15 protein-coding genes are annotated in these 15,016 nt (G+C 71.1%); 2 read left to right on the plus strand and 13 right to left on the minus strand.

Annotation, left to right across the window (positions count from 1 at the left end):
• Window positions 1–270: 270 nt before the first annotated feature.
• Window positions 271–1,320 (plus strand): MaoC family dehydratase, encoded by a 1,050-nt coding sequence (locus ACZ7KF_RS32385; protein ID WP_471083038.1) that lies wholly within the window; start codon window positions 271–273, stop codon window positions 1,318–1,320.
• Between the two features lie 153 nt (window positions 1,321–1,473).
• Here ACZ7KF_RS32385 and ACZ7KF_RS32390 read toward each other — a convergent pair whose 3' ends face one another.
• From ACZ7KF_RS32390 to ACZ7KF_RS32430, 9 genes are all read right to left on the minus strand, one after another.
• The gene (locus ACZ7KF_RS32390) at window positions 1,474–2,124 is read right to left on the minus strand and encodes a TetR/AcrR family transcriptional regulator (RefSeq protein ID WP_471083041.1); all 651 of its coding nucleotides are present in this window, start codon (window positions 2,122–2,124) and stop codon (window positions 1,474–1,476) included.
• 53 nt (window positions 2,125–2,177) lie between these two features.
• Complete coding sequence (locus tag ACZ7KF_RS32395) at window positions 2,178–2,486, minus strand: DUF4229 domain-containing protein (RefSeq protein WP_471083044.1); 309 nt, start codon at window positions 2,484–2,486, stop codon at window positions 2,178–2,180.
• Window positions 2,487–2,561: 75 nt separating this feature from the next.
• The gene (locus ACZ7KF_RS32400) at window positions 2,562–3,086 is read right to left on the minus strand and encodes a GNAT family N-acetyltransferase (RefSeq protein WP_471083047.1); all 525 of its coding nucleotides are present in this window, start codon (window positions 3,084–3,086) and stop codon (window positions 2,562–2,564) included.
• A 41-nt stretch (window positions 3,087–3,127) separates the two neighbouring features.
• A complete protein-coding gene (locus ACZ7KF_RS32405) occupies window positions 3,128–3,778 on the minus strand; it encodes a UdgX family uracil-DNA binding protein (RefSeq protein ID WP_471083050.1) in 651 nt (216 codons plus the stop codon).
• Between the two features lie 133 nt (window positions 3,779–3,911).
• Window positions 3,912–5,075: an aminofutalosine synthase MqnE gene (mqnE, locus tag ACZ7KF_RS32410; RefSeq protein ID WP_471083052.1), complete on the minus strand. Its 1,164-nt coding sequence runs from the start codon at window positions 5,073–5,075 to the stop codon at window positions 3,912–3,914.
• A 243-nt stretch (window positions 5,076–5,318) separates the two neighbouring features.
• Window positions 5,319–5,774: an Lrp/AsnC family transcriptional regulator gene (locus ACZ7KF_RS32415; protein ID WP_225825931.1), complete on the minus strand. Its 456-nt coding sequence runs from the start codon at window positions 5,772–5,774 to the stop codon at window positions 5,319–5,321.
• A 48-nt stretch (window positions 5,775–5,822) separates the two neighbouring features.
• Window positions 5,823–6,485 (minus strand): UbiX family flavin prenyltransferase, encoded by a 663-nt coding sequence (locus tag ACZ7KF_RS32420; protein ID WP_471083253.1) that lies wholly within the window; start codon window positions 6,483–6,485, stop codon window positions 5,823–5,825.
• 137 nt (window positions 6,486–6,622) lie between these two features.
• Window positions 6,623–7,525, minus strand: coding sequence for a menaquinone biosynthesis prenyltransferase MqnP (mqnP, locus tag ACZ7KF_RS32425; protein WP_471083055.1), 903 nt, complete (start codon window positions 7,523–7,525; stop codon window positions 6,623–6,625).
• On the minus strand, window positions 7,522–8,973 hold the full coding sequence (locus ACZ7KF_RS32430) for a menaquinone biosynthesis decarboxylase (RefSeq protein ID WP_471083057.1): 1,452 nt from the start codon (window positions 8,971–8,973) through the stop codon (window positions 7,522–7,524). The genes mqnP and ACZ7KF_RS32430 overlap by 4 nt, the downstream gene beginning before the upstream one ends.
• 437 nt (window positions 8,974–9,410) lie before the next feature.
• On the opposite strand from ACZ7KF_RS32430, the gene ACZ7KF_RS32435 reads away from it, so the two are divergent.
• Entirely contained in the window at window positions 9,411–10,817 is a 1,407-nt protein-coding gene (locus ACZ7KF_RS32435; protein WP_471083059.1) for a condensation domain-containing protein, read from the plus strand.
• Between the two features lie 9 nt (window positions 10,818–10,826).
• Here ACZ7KF_RS32435 and ACZ7KF_RS32440 read toward each other — a convergent pair whose 3' ends face one another.
• The 4 genes from ACZ7KF_RS32440 to ACZ7KF_RS32455 form a co-directional block, all read right to left on the minus strand.
• Window positions 10,827–11,231, minus strand: coding sequence for an SRPBCC family protein (locus tag ACZ7KF_RS32440; RefSeq protein WP_471083061.1), 405 nt, complete (start codon window positions 11,229–11,231; stop codon window positions 10,827–10,829).
• Between the two features lie 215 nt (window positions 11,232–11,446).
• Window positions 11,447–12,526 carry a c-type cytochrome biogenesis protein CcsB gene (gene ccsB / locus ACZ7KF_RS32445; protein ID WP_471083062.1) on the minus strand — a complete coding sequence of 360 codons (1,080 nt, stop codon included), beginning with the start codon at window positions 12,524–12,526 and terminating at the stop codon, window positions 11,447–11,449.
• Window positions 12,523–14,232: a cytochrome c biogenesis protein ResB gene (gene resB / locus ACZ7KF_RS32450; protein WP_471083065.1), complete on the minus strand. Its 1,710-nt coding sequence runs from the start codon at window positions 14,230–14,232 to the stop codon at window positions 12,523–12,525. Before resB ends, ccsB begins: the two co-directional genes overlap by 4 nt.
• Window positions 14,233–14,235: 3 nt before the next feature.
• Window positions 14,236–15,015, minus strand: coding sequence for a cytochrome c biogenesis CcdA family protein (locus ACZ7KF_RS32455; RefSeq protein WP_471083068.1), 780 nt, complete (start codon window positions 15,013–15,015; stop codon window positions 14,236–14,238).
• Window position 15,016: the final 1 nt, after the last annotated feature.

Here is a 15,016-nt window from a genome sequence, read left to right on the forward strand (position 1 = left end):
TGCACCGGCGGCGGCCCCGCCAGGAAGGGGGTTACCGCCGGTCAGGCAGGTGATCGTACGGGTCCGCTGTGAGGGGGTTGTGCGGGTTCGGGGATGGTCCGGGGCCGGGGATGTGCAGCCTCGGGGGTTATGTGACGGGTGTTCAGCTTTGCCCGCGGGCGGGGGCGGGAGTGCTCCGGGATGCTCGTCACCCCTTGCACACCCTAGGCTTACCTCCGGTAACCTTACTCCAGAGTAAGCATTTGGGACCGAGTCGCGCGGGAGTTGCGTATGGCCGACCGTCACCCGGGCTTCACCGGCACGGCACCCCCGCCGGACGCCGTCACCCTGACCGCCGCGCCCGCGCTCGCCCCGCTGCTGGCCCTGGGCGCGCTGCGCTCCCCCTTCAAGCGGCCCGGCCCGGACGCGGTCTTCCCCCGCACCCGGCTCCAGCTCCCCGGGCTGCGCGTCGACCTGGCGAAGCTGGCCGCGTACGAGCGGGTCTGCGGGTTCCCGACCGGCGAGCCGGACCTGCCGGTCACCTATCCGCACGTCCTCGGCTTTCCGCTGGCGATGCGGCTGATGAGCGAGCGGTCCTTCCCGCTGCCCCTGCTGGGGCTGGTCCACACGTCGATCGAGATCGTGCGCGGTGCCGCGCTGCCGGCCGACGGGGAGTACGGGCTGGAGGTGTGGATCGAGGGGCTGGCCGCGCACCGGAGGGGGACGGAGGCGACGGTGACCACGGGGCTGCGGCTGGGGGGCGAGCCGGTGTGGGAGTCGCGCAGCACGTATCTGTGCCGGCACCGCACCGACCCCGACCGGTCGCCCGTCCGCCCCGGCCCGCCGACGGGCGGCCACCGCGGGACTCCGCAGGGCGAAGCGGGCCCGGAGAGCGCGCCGGGGGCCCGTTCCGCAGCCGGCGGAGGGCTGCCCGCCGTCGGCGCAGGGCTGCCCGCCGTCGGGGAGTGGCGGCTCGGCGGGGAGTGGCGGCTCGGCGGGGAGTGGCGGCTCGGCGGGGACGTGGGGCGGCGGTACGGGGCCGCCTCCGGCGACCGCAACCCCATCCACCTGCACCCCCTCACCGCCCGCCTGTTCGGCTTTCCCCGGGCCATCGCGCACGGCATGTGGACGGTGGCCCGCTGCCTGGCCGCCCACGGCACACCCGACGCGGCCCGGGTCCGGGCCAGGTTCCGGGCGCCCGTGCTGCTGCCGGGCACGGTGACGTACGGCACCGACGGCAGCGGGCGCTTCGCCCTGCGGGGCCCGGGCGGGGGGCTCCACCTGTCCGGCGAGGTACGGCCGCTGTCCGGCACCGGGCTCGGTGCGGCAGCGACTGTCTGACGGGCCGGACGCACACGGCCGCCCCAGGGGCGCCTTCCCTGTCACGGTGTGGGGCGGACGGGCGCACTCTGCTCCACCGCACGCGCCGGCTCCGACGGTTGCCTGCGCAGGCCGGCGGTCAGGGCTGCTGCTCGTGACGCTCCGCGCGCGGCGCTAGCCCTGCTCGGCCGGCGGTGTCCACACCCGCCCCGACATCAGCTCACCCAGCCCCGACCAGGCGAAGTTCATCAGTGTGGCCGCCGCCTGCCGGGCGGTGACGCCGGGCGTGGAGTTGGCCCAGGCGGCGAGGGACTCCGCCGCTCCGACCAGCGCCTCGGCGAGCCCGGCGACCTCGTGCTCGGGCAGGTCCGGATCGCGGTGCGCCTCCCGGGCGGCGACGGCGACCAGCCGGGTCACGAACGCGACGATCTCCGTGCGCATCGCGGCGACCTCGGCCGCGAAGGGCTCACCGTGCGTACGGGCCTGAAGATGCAGCACCGACCAGCCGTCGGGGTGCTCGGCGGTGTGCGCGAAGAACGCCTGGAGGCCCTCCCAGAGCTGCCGGTCGACGGGCAGCTCCGGCCGGACGCCCGCACGGACGGCCTCCGTGAGCGCGGCGGCCTCCCGGCGGATGCAGGCGGTGAAGAGGTCTTCCTTAGAGTTCAGGTAGAGGTAGACCAACGGCTTGGACACGCCCGCGAGTTCGGCGATCTCGTCCATCGAGGCGGCCATGTACCCGCGTTGCCCGAAAATCCGTACGGCAGCGTCGAGCATCTGCTGCTCTCGCACCGCCCTCGGCATCCGTTTGGTCTTGACGGCACCCATGAGGGCAAGACTAGTTGGGCCGGGGGCGGAACCACGTGGGCCGAACGGCGTGACTACCTGGACGCGGCGGCGCCGCCCTGCGCCCTCGTCGTGTCGTCGGCGACGTCCTCCTGGCTGCGGTTGGCGTCCAGGTTCGCCTTCATCCGGTCGACCTTGTGCACGATCTGCACGCTGGCCCGGTCGCGCTCCTTGCGCAGCACCACCCAGCTGATCGGCGCCGACAGGACCAAGGAGAGCAGCAGGACCCACAGGCCGTTGGAGTTGCCGAAGCCGCGCGGGAAGATGCCCGAGTAGACGGCTCCCCAGACGATCACGAGGCAGCCCGCGAAGATACCGAGGCGCATCAGCGTGTAGCGGAGCATCTCAATCCACTCGTCCGATTCCAAAAGGGGTCATCGTCCAGTGAAGCACGACCGGAAGGCGATCACGCAAGGGGGTCAGCCGAGCGGCAGCAGCATGAAGATCTCGTCCCGGTCGTCGCCCGGCGCCACGCGGATGGCGTCCGGGACCCGGCCGACCTCCTTGTAGCCGCAGGAGGCGTAGAACCGCTCCAGGCCGTGCCCGCCGCGGCAGGTGAGCCGGACGGCGTCGACGCCGTCGATCGAGCGGGCCGCGTCCGCGGCGGCGGCCAGCAGGTCACGGCCGTAACCCCGGCCCTGGTGCCGGGGGTGGACCATCACCGTGTACAGCCACACCCAGTGGGTCATCAACCGGTGGGTGTTGAGGGTGAGGAACGCGGTCGCGGCCACCCGGCCGGCCTCGTCGTGGCCGACGAGCAGCCGCGTGCGTCCCTCGGCCATCTGCACGAAGTGGCGCACCAGCTCCGGCCGTATCTCCTCGCGACCGACCGGCGGGACGAAACCCACGGCACCGCCCGCATTGGAGACGTCGGCCCACAGATCGAGGACGCCGTCGCGGAGGGCGGGAGTGACAGCGGGGTCCAGAGTGAACGTAAGAGGCACGGGGCGAGTGTATCTATTACCTGGGGGGTGTGCCGGGCGTGTCACGCGAGGGCTCGCGCCGCCACCTTCAGGTCGGCCACCAGGCCCTGGTACGCCTGCTCACGGTCGTCCGCGCGCAGCACGGAGGACGGGTGCACGGTCGGCACCAGCCGCTCCGGCCGGCCGTGGATCTCCTCCTCCAGCACGGTGCCGCGCACCTGCCCCACCCGGAACGACGACCCCAGCAGGGCCTTGCCGGCCGTGGCGCCCAGCACCACGATCAGCTCCGGTTCCACCAGCGCCAGCTCGGCCGCCAGCCAGGGGCCGCAGGCCGTCATCTCCCGCAGGCTCGGCGCCTTGTGGATCCGGCGCTTGCCAGGACCGGCCCGGGTGAACTTGAAGTGTTTGACCGCGTTGGTCACGTACGCCTCGGCGGGGTCGATGCCGGCCTCCGCCAGCGCCCGGTCCAGCAGCTTGCCGGCCGGACCGACGAACGGCCTGCCCTGCCGGTCCTCCTGGTCGCCGGGCTGCTCGCCCACGAGCATCACGCGGGCGTGGGTGTCCCCGGCACCGAAGACGGTCTGTGTGGCGTCGCGGTGCAGGGGGCAGCCGCGGCAGCCGGCGGCGGCCTCGCGGAGGGCGGCGAGACCGGCGCCCTCCGGTACGAAGGGTTCCGCCGTGTACCGGTCCTCGGCAGCCTGGCTGGTGGGCATGCCGGACGGGTACCCCCGGTCGGCGCCGGCGAACGAAGGGCGCGCTCGGGCCCGTCGCCCGGCCGCGGGTGCGTGGGGGCCGGGCGCGGTTCCCCGCGCCCCCGGGTGGGACCGGGTGCCCCCGGCCGGAAGGTCACACGCGCATCGGCTGCGGGGACTCGCGGCGCGCCGGGTCGGGGCCGTCGTACTCGCGGATGATCTCGTAGCGGGTGTTGCGCTCCACCGGGCGGAAGCCGGCGTCGCGGATCAGCTCCAGCAGATCGTCGCGGGTCAGCTTGTTCGGCGTGCCGTAGTTGTCCGCGTCGTGGGTGATCTTGTACTCGACGACCGAGCCGTCCATGTCGTCGGCGCCGTGCTGGAGGGCCAGCTGGGCGGTCTGCACGCCGTGCATCACCCAGAACACCTTGACGTGGGGGACGTTGTCGAAGAGCAGACGGGAGACGGCGAACGTCTTCAGCGCCTCGGCGCCGGTCGCCATCTGGGTCCGGGCCTGAAGGGTGTTGCGGACCTTGCCGTCCTTCATGTCCACGAAGTCGTGCTGGTAGCGCAGCGGGATGAAGACCTGGAAACCGTTCGTCTCGTCCTGCAGCTCGCGCAGCCGCAGCACGTGGTCCACGCGGTGCCGGGGCTCCTCGATGTGGCCGTACAGCATGGTGCACGGGGTCTTCAGACCCTTCTCGTGCGCCAGCCGGTGGATGCGGGACCAGTCCTCCCAGTGGGTGCGGTGGTCCACGATGTGCTGACGGACCTCCCAGTCGAAGATCTCCGCGCCGCCGCCGGTCAGCGACTCCAGGCCCGCGTCGATCAGCTCGTCCAGGATCTCGGAGGCCGACAGACCGGAGATCGTCTCGAAGTGGTGGATCTCCGTCGCCGTGAACGCCTTCAGGGAGACGTTCGGCAGGGCCGCCTTCAGCTCGCGCAGGGAACGCGGGTAGTAGCGCCACGGCAGGTTCGGGTGCAGGCCGTTGACGATGTGCAGCTCCGTGAGGTTCTCCGACTCCATCGCCTTGGCGAGCTTGACGGCCTCCTCGATGCGCATCGTGTACGCGTCCTTCTCGCCCGGCTTGCGCTGGAACGAGCAGTAGGCGCAGGACGCGGTGCACACGTTCGTCATGTTGAGGTGGCGGTTGACGTTGAAGTGGACCACGTCACCGTTCTTGCGGGTCCGCACCTCGTGGGCGAGCCCGCCCAGCCAGGCCAGGTCGTCCGACTCGTACAGCGCGATGCCGTCCTCGCGAGTCAGCCGCTCACCGGAGCGGACCTTCTCCTCCAGCTCGCGCTTGAGTCCGACGTCCATGCCAACACCTTTCTACGACAGCTCGCCCCACGGTACTCCCCCGCCCTGCGGGCGGTCGGCGCCCCCATACGCGCCGCGCGCCCAGGGTCTTTCGTCTGGATCAGGCCGGATCAGGGAGCGGGGTCCGGTGCCGTGCAGCGCAAGGCGGAGGAGGGCGCCATGACGGAGCCATGGCAACCGACGACAACGCGGCGAGGCGCGGTGCCAGGGCCCGCGAGCCCGGCATGATCCAAACGAGAGGCCCTAGACCTCCTCGGGCAGTTCCCCGACCCGGTTCTCCCACTTCGTGGAGAGCACGATCGTGGTACGGGTCCGGGACACGCCCTTGGTCCCGCTGAGCCGCCGGATGGTCCTCTCCAGGCCGTCCACGTCGGTCGAGCGCACCTTGAGCATGTAGGAGTCGTCACCGGCGATGAACCAGCAGTCCTCGATCTCCGGGAGGTCCCGCAGCCGCTGCGCCACGTCCTCGTGGTCGGCCGCGTCGGACAGCGAGATGCCGATCAGCGCGGTGACACCGAGGCCCAGCGAGGCCGCGTCCACCGTCGCCCGGTATCCGGTGATGACACCGGCCGCCTCCAGCCGGTTGATGCGGTCGGTGACGCTGGGGCCCGACAGGCCGACAAGGCGTCCCAGCTCCGCGTACGAGGCCCGGCCGTTCTCCCTCAGGGCCTGGATGAGCTGCCTGTCCACCGCGTCCATGCGATCGAAGCCTTCCGGTGAAAGTTCCTGAAGTGATGAGAGGTACTGCTACTTGCCCTGCCGGTCGGCCGCCGAGCCCCCGCCCAGCTCGCCCTTCCAGCGCCGGTACAGGCCGTGCCCGACACCCGCCGCGTCCAGCACCCGGCCGGCGACGAAGTCCACCAGATCCTGGATGTGGGTCGCTCCCGCGTAGAAGGCCGGCGAGGCCGGCACGACCGTGGCACCGGCATCGTCCAGCGCGACGAGATGACGCAGGGTCTGACCGTTCAAGGGGGTTTCCCGTACGGCCACGACCAGCGTCCGGCGCTCCTTCAGCGTGACGCTCGCCGCGCGCTGGAGCAGATCCTTGGAGAGGCCGAGGGCGACACCGGCCACGCATGCGGTGGAGGCGGGCACGATGAGCATCCCCTTCACCGGGTACGACCCCGAGGACGGACCGGCGGCGAGATCGCCCGCGTTCCAGTAGCGCACCCCGCTGACGTCCACGTCGAAGGTCCCGGGCTTGCCGTCGGCGCCACGGGCCAGCCATTCCCGCAGATCGTCCTGCCAATGGGCGTCGCGGAACGAGATCCCCGTCTCGTCCAGCAGCGTCAGCCGCGAGGCCCGGCTGACCACCAGGTCCACCGCTTCTCCCGCCGCCAGCAGCGCCCGCAGCACGGCCGCCGCGTATGGCGTCCCGGAAGCTCCGGACACCCCCACGATCCAAGGCACGCGCTGCGTTTCTCCTGCGTTCACACCTTGAGCGTACCGGCGGGTCGGCGAGCGTTCAGGACCGGTCGGCCGTATCGGGGCTCGCGGGCGGGCAGGCGGCGTCCGCCACCTCGTGACGGCCTCGTGGTGGGAGGACCTCAGACGGTCAGGCCCCGGACCAGGAGGTCCAGCAGCGCACACACGAACAGGGCAATGCCGATGAACCCGTTGACGCTGAAGAACGCCCTGTTCAGGCGGGACAGGTCGTGGGGGCGGACGATGCGGTGCTCGTAGAGGAAGGCGCCCGCGACGATCAGCAGGCCCAGCCAGAAGAACGCGCCGGCGTGGGTGGCCAGGGCGTACCAGACGAACAGGGCCGTCGTCACCGTGTGGCAGGCGCGCGCGCCCCAGATCGCGGCCGGGATGCCGAAGCGGGCCGGGACCGACATGACGCCGATCTCCCGGTCGGTCTCCACGTCCTGGCAGGCGTAGATCAGATCGAAACCGCCGATCCAGATGCCGACGGCCAGGCCCAGGATCACCGCCTCCCACGACCACTCGCCGCTGATCGCCAGCCAGCCGCCGATCGGTCCCATGGACTGGGCGAGGCCCAGGATGGCCTGCGGGAAGTTGGTGAAGCGTTTCCCGTAGGGGTAGACCACCATCGGGACCACCGCGACCGGTGCCAGGGCCAGGCAGAGCGGGTTCAGCAGGGCCGCCGAGCCCAGGAAGACCACCAGGGCGATCAGGGCACCCGTCCAGGCGTGCCTCACCGACATCGCGCCGGTCACCAGCTCGCGGTGGGCGGTGCGCGGGTTACGGGCGTCGATCTCCCGGTCGATGATCCGGTTGACCGCCATCGCGAACGTGCGCAGGCCGACCATGCAGACCGTGACCAGGAGCAGGCGGCCCCAGTGGATGTTCTCGTCCCACTCGAACATCGCCGTGAGGGCGGCGATGTAGGCGAAGGGCAGCGCGAAGACCGAGTGCTCGATCATCACCAGGCGCAGGAATGCCTTCGTGCGTCCCGGCTGCGGGATGGCGGCAGAGGCGCTGCTCACAGGCCGTACTCCTTCCAGCGGCGGTCCACCACGGCCGCCGTATCGGGGTCGGAGAGGACCATGTCCGGCCAGCCCCCGTCCCGGGTGTAGCCCTCCTCCGGCCACTTCTTCGTGGCGTCGATGCCCGCCTTGCCGCCCCAGAACTGCTGGTAGGAAGCGTGGTCGAGGTGGTCGACGGGGCCTTCCACGACCGTGAGGTCACGGGCGTAGTCGGTGTTGCCGAGGGCCCGCCAGGCCACCTCGTGCAGGTCGTGGACGTCGCAGTCGGAGTCCACGACCACGATCAGCTTGGTGAGGGACATCATGTGGGCCCCCCAGATCGCGTGCATCACCTTCTGCGCGTGCTTCGGGTACTTCTTGTCGATCGAGACGATCGCGCAGTTGTGGAAGCCGCCGGCCTCGGGCAGGTGGTAGTCCACGATGTCCGGGACGATGATCTTCAGGAGGGGGAGGAAGAAGCGTTCCGTGGCCCGGCCGAGCGGGCCGTCCTCCGTCGGCGGGCGGCCGACCACGATCGACTGGAGCAGCGGGCGCTTCCGCATCGTCACGCAGTCGATCGTCAGGGCCGGGAAGGGCTCCTGCGGGGTGTAGAAGCCGGTGTGGTCGCCGAAGGGACCCTCGGGCAGCATCTCGCCCGGCTCCAGCCAGCCCTCCAGGACGACCTCCGCGTTCGCGGGGACCTGGAGCGGGACGGTCTTGCAGTCGACCATCTCGATGCGCTTGCCGGCGAGGAAACCGGCGAAGAGGTACTCGTCGATGTCGCCGGGCAGCGGGGCCGTGGAGGCGTACGTCACGGCCGGCGGGCAGCCGAAGGCGATGGCCACGGGCAGGCGCTCGCCGCGCCGCGCCGCCACCTGGTAGTGGTTCCGGCTGTCCTTGTGGATCTGCCAGTGCATGCCGATGGTGCGCTTGTCGTGGCGCTGGAGGCGGTACAGGCCCAGGTTCCGGACGCCGGTCTCGGGGTCCTTGGTGTGGGTCAGGCCGAGGTTGAAGAAGGAGCCGCCGTCCTGGGGCCAGGTGAAGAGCGCCGGGAGCCGGTCGAGGTCGACGTCGTCACCGTGCAGGACGACCTCCTGCACCGGCGCCTCCTTGACCTTCTTCGGCGGCACATGGGTCATCGCGCCCAGCTTGCCGAAGGCCTCCCGCACCCCGACGAAGCCGTGCGGCAGCTCGGGCCGCAGCAGACCGCCGATCTTCTCGGAGATCTCGCCGTACGACTTCAGGCCCAGCGCCTTCAGCAGGCGGCGGTCGGTGCCGTACACGTTCATCGCGAGGGGCATGTCCGAGCCGCGCACGTTCTCGAAGAGCAGCGCCGGACCGCCGGACTTCTGCACCCGGTCGACGATCTCCCCGACCTCCAGATACGGGTCGACCTCGGCCTTGATGCGCTTGAGGTCTCCCTCGCGCTCCAGCGACCGCAGCAGGGAGCGAAGATCGTCGTAAGCCATGCGCCCAAGTATCGCCGACGTACCGCTTTGTCCATGCGCCCACCCCCGTTCCGCGGGTTCCGGGGACCCGGCCGGCCGGTTCGGACCCGGGCCCAGTCCTGGGAGGCGGCCCCCGGCCGGCAGGTCGCCTCCCCCACGTTTCCGCCGAAGGCGAGGTCGAGGCAGCCGCCGTCGCGGACCGTGCTCAGGGAGTTCCCGGAGCCCGTCCGCCGCCACCGGCTCATGGGCGATCGCGAAACCGACGCGCAGCCCGGCCGCCGCCTCGCGGAGCACCGTCGAGTGAACCCCTGACCGGTCACCGAGGGTTAATCAACTCCGCGTTCGCCCGGCCACCCGTTCCGTTGAAATGAACCGGACGGGCATGTCCCGGCCGCGTCCCACGGCATTGCCTTCCAGGGGGCCCGCATCCGGGGCCCCCTTTCTGCGATGGGAGACGCGTGCGAATCACTGACATCCAGCGCTGCGAGGTCCGGCCGGGCCGGCTCGTCGAGTGGACGCTGAGCCCGGCGACCGTGGCGGCGGCGAAGGTCCTCCCGGAGGATTCCCGGCCGCCCGCCTACATCCAGGAGGCGCACATCAGGACGGCCAGGCGCGTCCGGGAGACGGGGCTGTTCGTGCCGACGTGGCTCGGCGTCGCCTTCGATCTGCCCGGCCCGGTCGACCTGGACGCGCTGGAAGGGGCACTGCGCGCCTGGACCGTCCGGCACGAGACGCTGCGCAGCGGCTTCCGCTGGGCCGGTGACGCGCTGCGCCGCTTCACGCTGGACGCGGCCGACGTGTCCCTGCGCCGGACGGAGGCGGGCGACTTCCCGGACGCGGACGGTCTCGTCCGGCACCTGCAGCACCGCTTCGACTCGGTGGCGGACGCGCTGCACTGGCCGAACCTCATCTACACGGCGGTCGTCCGGGACGACGGGGCGAGCGTGTACCTGGCCTTCGACCACAGCAACGTCGACGCCTACTCCGTGCACCGGGTCCCCGCCGAGATCCACGAGCTGTACGCGGCGGGCCGGACGGGGACCGCGCCCGACGACTTCGTGCCGCCCGCCAGTTACGTCGACTTCTGCGAGATCGAGCGGGCCCACGCGGACGGCATCGACGGCCGGCACGCGATCGTGGACCGGTGGCGGGAGTTCATCCGCCGGTGCGGGGGCACGCTGCCGGGCTTCCCGGTCGACCTGGGGCCGGCGCCGGGCGGACCGCTGCCCCGGCAGCGGATGCTGTGCGAGCCGCTGGTGGACGCGGACACGGCGGCGGCGTTCGAGACGTACTGCCGGCCCTACGGCGGCAGCCTGGTCGGGTTGCTGGCCGCGACCGGGCTCATCGTGCACGAACTGGGCGGGCAGCCGGTGTACCGGACGGTGGTGCCGTTCCACACCCGGGTGAAGTCGCGGTGGAGCGACTCGGTGGGCTGGTACGTGGGCGGCGCCCCGATCGAGGTGCCCGTGGACCGCCTCCGCGGCTTCCCGGAGGCGCTGCGGGCGGTGCGCGCCGAGCTCCAGGCGAACCGGTCGCTGGCCCGGATGCCGCTGGCCCGGGTGCTGGACCTGCTCGGCACGGACTTCCGGCCGGTCTCCCCGGACCTGTACTCGATCGTCTCCTACGTCGACACCCGGTCCATCCCGGGCGCCGAGCGGTGGGCGGAGCTGAAGGCGCACGGACTGCTCCGGGTGTCGTACGGGGATCAGGTGTGCGTCTGGGTGAACCGGCTGCCCGAGGGGCTGTGGCTGGCGAGCCGGTACCCGGACACGGACGTCGCGGGGAAGACCATGCGGCTGTACGCCGAGCGGCTGCGGGACCGGATCGCCTCGGTGGCCCACGGCAGCCTGTCCGCGGTGTCGTGAGCGGACGGTCTAGTCCGCACCCTGCCCCAGGTATTCGATCAGGCGTTCGAATCGCGTCCGCCAGCGCTGTTCCGACTCCTCCTCGCCCTGGAACTCGTGGGTGAAACGGAGCGCGCTGCCTTCCTCGTCCCGCTCCAGGTGGAACCGGAGCCGGCCGCCGCCCGCCACCGTGTACTCCGCGACCCGGTCCACGTCCCAGGCGGTGACCTGCCCGCTGCCCAGTTCCCGCAGGGCGACCGCGCCGCCGAGCCGGGGTTCGAGCACATCGACGGGGGTGCACCAGGCCGCGAGCCCCTCGGCCGTGGCCACCGCGGGCCAGACGTCCTCCATCCGCCGCGGGAGCCGCACCACGAAGTGCAGGATGTGCGTGTTCCCGTGGGTCTGGCTGATCCCCTGTGCGATGGAACCGCTCATGACACCAGCCTGCCCCCGTGGCCGGGGATGCGCACGCGGCTGCGGGCACGGCGATCCGCCCGTCCGGTCCGTGCCCGGTCGCCGGCCCGGACGACGAAGGCGTACGGAGAAGGCGTACGGAGAAGGCGTACGGAGAAGGCGTACGACGAGGGCGTACGACGAAGGCCGGCTCCCATGACCCGGGGTCACAGGAGCCGGCCTTGCGGCGACGGCGGTTACACGCCCGCGTAGGAGTGCTTGCCGCTGACGAAGATGTTGACGCCGTAGTAGTTGAACAGCCAGCAGGCGAAGGCGAGCATCGCCAGGTAGGCGGCCTTGCGGCCCTTCCAGCCGGCCGTGGCCCGCGCGTGCAGGTAGCAGGCGTAGGCGATCCAGGTGATGAAGGACCAGGTCTCCTTCGGGTCCCAGTTCCAGTACCGGCCCCAGGCGTCGCCCGCCCAGATCGCGCCCGCGATGATCGTGAACGTCCACAGCGGGAAGACGGCCGCGTTGACCCGGTAGGCGAACTTGTCCAGGGACGCCGAGGCGGGCAGCCGCTCCAGCACCGAGGTCGCGAACCTGCCGGGCCTGCCGCCGGTCTGGAGCTTGTTCTCGTACGAGTCCTTGAACAGGTACAGGATCGTGGCGACCGCGCCGACGTAGAACACCGCGCCGCAGAAGATCGCGGTGGAGACGTGGATGTACAGCCAGTACGAGTGCAGGGCGGGCACCAGCTGGTCGCTGGCGGTGTACAGCACGGTGACCGCGAGGCCCAGGTCGAGCAGCACGGTCGTGGTGAGGAACAGGCCGAGCCAGCGCACGTTCTTCTTCAGCGCGAGCAGCCCGAGGTACACGCCGACGGCCACCGTGGAGAAGGTGATGTTGAACTCGTACATGTTGCCCCACGGCGCCCGCTCCACGGAGGCCGCGCGGGTGACGACACCGCCCAGCTCCACCAGGAACGCGAGCACGGTGAGGGAGATGGCGATCCGCCCGTACAGGTCGCCCTGCTCGTCGCCGCCGTGCGCGCCGGGGCCGTCCGGCACGTCACGGGCGCCGGACGCCGAGCGGACGACGACCTTGGGCCGCTCCAGCACGGCGGTGCCCCCCGCCTGCCGCACCGTGACGGCGGGCGCGGCCGCCGTCCGCTCGGTGCCGGTGAGCGCGGCGGCCGTACGGCCGACCTTGCTGCGGCTGCCGAACAGCCACTCGGCGATGTAGGCGAAGAAGGCCAGGGTGTAGACGGCCATCGACGAGTAGATCAGCGTGTTGCTGATGCTCGCGAGATGTTCGTTGGTGGCGGCGGCGAGAGTCACTTCTCAGCCCCTTCGGCAGGTACGGCTTGAGGGTCGGGGGTTGCTGCGGGGTCGTCGCCGGGGTCGGGGGCCCCCGGCGCCTGGTCGTAGAGGATGCCGGCGAGGTCGCCCAGTTCCTCGGGCACCTTCGCGGATTCGCTGCGGCCCAGGCCGGCCATCTCGACCACCGTCACGCCGTCGGCGCCGCGCACCGCCCGCACCCAGACGCGGCGGCGCTGGATGAACAGGGACGCGGCCAGACCGAAGATCGCGGCGAGGGCACCGCCGAGCGCCCAGCCGCTGCCCGGCTCCTGGACGATCTCGAAGCCGGCCCATTCCTTGACGTCCTTCTCGAAGGTGATGGACCCGGCGCCGTCCGGCAGCTTGAGCGTGTCGCCCGGCTGGAGCAGCTTCTTGAGGAGCTTGCCCTTGCTGTCCTTGAACGCCTTCATGTGCTTCTTGTCGAGCTGGTACACGCTCTGCGGGATGCCCGAGTTCACACCCAGGTCGCCGTGGTAGGCGTTCACCGCGAGCAGCGGGTTCAGCAGCGCCGGGAACTGCGAGAGCATCGTGCCGCTCTTCGGGTCGAACGTCGGCACGAAGAAGGCCTGGAAGCCGAGCTGGTCCTTCTTGCCCCGGCCGTCGCGGTAGTCGTCCATCACCTTGACGACGCCGTTGGAGGTGACGTTGCCGTCGAGCGGCAGCAGCGGGACGGCGTCCTGGTAGACGACCTTGCCCCGGCCGTCGCGGACGGTCACGACGGGCGCGTAGCCGTGGCTGACCAGGTAGACCTTGGAGTCGCCGATCTTCAGCGGCTCGTTGACCTTGACGGTGGTCGACTTCTCCTTGCCGTACGCGCCCTCGCTGTAGCGGATCTTCGCCTCGTAGGTGCGCGGCGTGCCCTTGTTGGGGCCGCTCACCTCGTAGGTGCCCTCGAAGTCCTTGAGGTCGAAGCTGAACGGGACCAGGTCGTCGGTCCGGAACAGGCTGCCGGACTTGAAGTCGTCGTACATGGGCAGCGCGTTGGAGAAGCCGTCGCCCTCCACCATCAGCTTGGTGCCGTCCGACTTGTACAGCTGGCCGGAGGCGAAGGCGACCAGCAGCACGATCAGGGCGACGTGGAAGATCAGGTTGCCCAGCTCGCGCAGATAGCCCTTCTCGGCGGCGACGGCGTCTCCCGCGCGGTGGGCGCGGAAGCGGCGCTTCTTCAGCAGGGCGAGCGCGGCCTCGCGGACCTGCTCCGGGTCGGCCTCCGTACGCCACGTCGTGTACGCGGGCAGCCGGGTCAGCCGCTTGGGCGCGGCCGGCGGACGGCCGCGCAGCTGGCCGACGAACTGCCAGGTGCGGGGCACGATGCAGCCGATGAGGGAGACGAACAGCAGGATGTAGATCGCGGAGAACCACACCGAGCTGTAGACGTGGAACAGGCCGAGCTTGTCGTAGACCGGCGCCAGCGTGCTGTGGGCGGCGCGGAAGTCCTCGACCTTGCTCGCGTCCGCGCCGGTCTGCGGGATCAGCGAGCCGGGGATCGCGCCGAGCGAGAGCAGCAGGAGCAGCAGCAGCGCGACCCGCATGGAGGTCAGCTGCCGCCAGAACCAGCGGACCCAGCCGATGACACCGAGGCCCGGGACGCTTGCCGGCTCCTCCTGCGGCGCGGTGGACAGCTGGGCGCCGGCGGCTCCCAGGTCCTCCTGCTCCGGGCTCTTGTCGATATCGGTCTTGCTCATCGGTCAGATCCCCACATTGAAACCGTCGGACCAGGTCTGCATCTGCTGGATCAGAGCGCTCCAGGCGCCCGTCAGCAGCAGCACACCGGTCACGATCATCATCGAGCCGCCGATGCGCATCACCCACACATAGTGGCGCTTGACCCAGGCGAAGGCACCGAGCGCCTTGCGGAAGGCGATCGCGGTGATGACGAAGGGGACGCCGAGACCGAGGCAGTAGACGACCATCAGCAGCGAACCGCGCGCGGCGCTCGACTCCTGGAAGGAGAGGAAGTTCACCGAGGAGAGCGTCGGGCCCATGCAGGGCGTCCAGCCGACGCCGAAGAGGGCGCCGAGGACGGGCGCCCCCAGCAGGCCGCCCGTCGGCCGCTTGTGGAAGCGGAACTCGCGCATGGTGAACCAGGGCAGCAGCCCCATGAAGAAGACGCCCATGACGATCATGAGCAGGCCGAGCACCCGGGACAGGGTCTCCTGGTACTCCAGCAGGTTCGAGCCGAAGTAGCCGAAGAGGGCGCCGGTGGAGACGAACACGGTGCTGAAGCCGAGCACGAACAGGGAGGCGCCGGTGATCATCCGCCCCCGTCTGGCCTCGGCGAGGTCGGTGCCCGCGACGCCCGTCACATAGGAGAGGTAGCCGGGGACCAGTGGCAGCACGCAGGGCGAGAAGAACGAGACGAGCCCGGCGAGCAGCGCGATCGGCAGGGAGACCAGCAGGGCACCGTGCAGCACGGTCTGGTTCCGCCCCGGCCCCGCCTCCGCGGCCAGCGTCAGCAGTGCGCTCACG

The sequence above is a fragment of the Streptomyces sp. NPDC038200 genome, from assembly GCF_055600785.1.

Bases quoted from the DNA above. Each gene is read 5' to 3' on its own strand.
- ACZ7KF_RS32385 (WP_471083038.1), top strand. From the start codon at position 271: ATGGCCGACCGTCACCCGGGCTTCACCGGCACGGCACCCCCGCCGGAC.
- ACZ7KF_RS32390 (WP_471083041.1), bottom strand. From the start codon at position 2,124: ATGGGTGCCGTCAAGACCAAACGGATGCCGAGGGCGGTGCGAGAGCAG.
- ACZ7KF_RS32395 (WP_471083044.1), bottom strand. From the start codon at position 2,486: ATGCTCCGCTACACGCTGATGCGCCTCGGTATCTTCGCGGGCTGCCTC.
- ACZ7KF_RS32405 (WP_471083050.1), bottom strand. From the start codon at position 3,778: ATGCCCACCAGCCAGGCTGCCGAGGACCGGTACACGGCGGAACCCTTC.
- mqnE (WP_471083052.1), bottom strand. From the start codon at position 5,075: ATGGACGTCGGACTCAAGCGCGAGCTGGAGGAGAAGGTCCGCTCCGGT.
- ACZ7KF_RS32415 (WP_225825931.1), bottom strand. From the start codon at position 5,774: ATGGACGCGGTGGACAGGCAGCTCATCCAGGCCCTGAGGGAGAACGGC.
- ACZ7KF_RS32430 (WP_471083057.1), bottom strand. From the start codon at position 8,973: ATGGCTTACGACGATCTTCGCTCCCTGCTGCGGTCGCTGGAGCGCGAG.
- ACZ7KF_RS32440 (WP_471083061.1), bottom strand. From the start codon at position 11,231: ATGAGCGGTTCCATCGCACAGGGGATCAGCCAGACCCACGGGAACACG.
- resB (WP_471083065.1), bottom strand. From the start codon at position 14,232: ATGAGCAAGACCGATATCGACAAGAGCCCGGAGCAGGAGGACCTGGGA.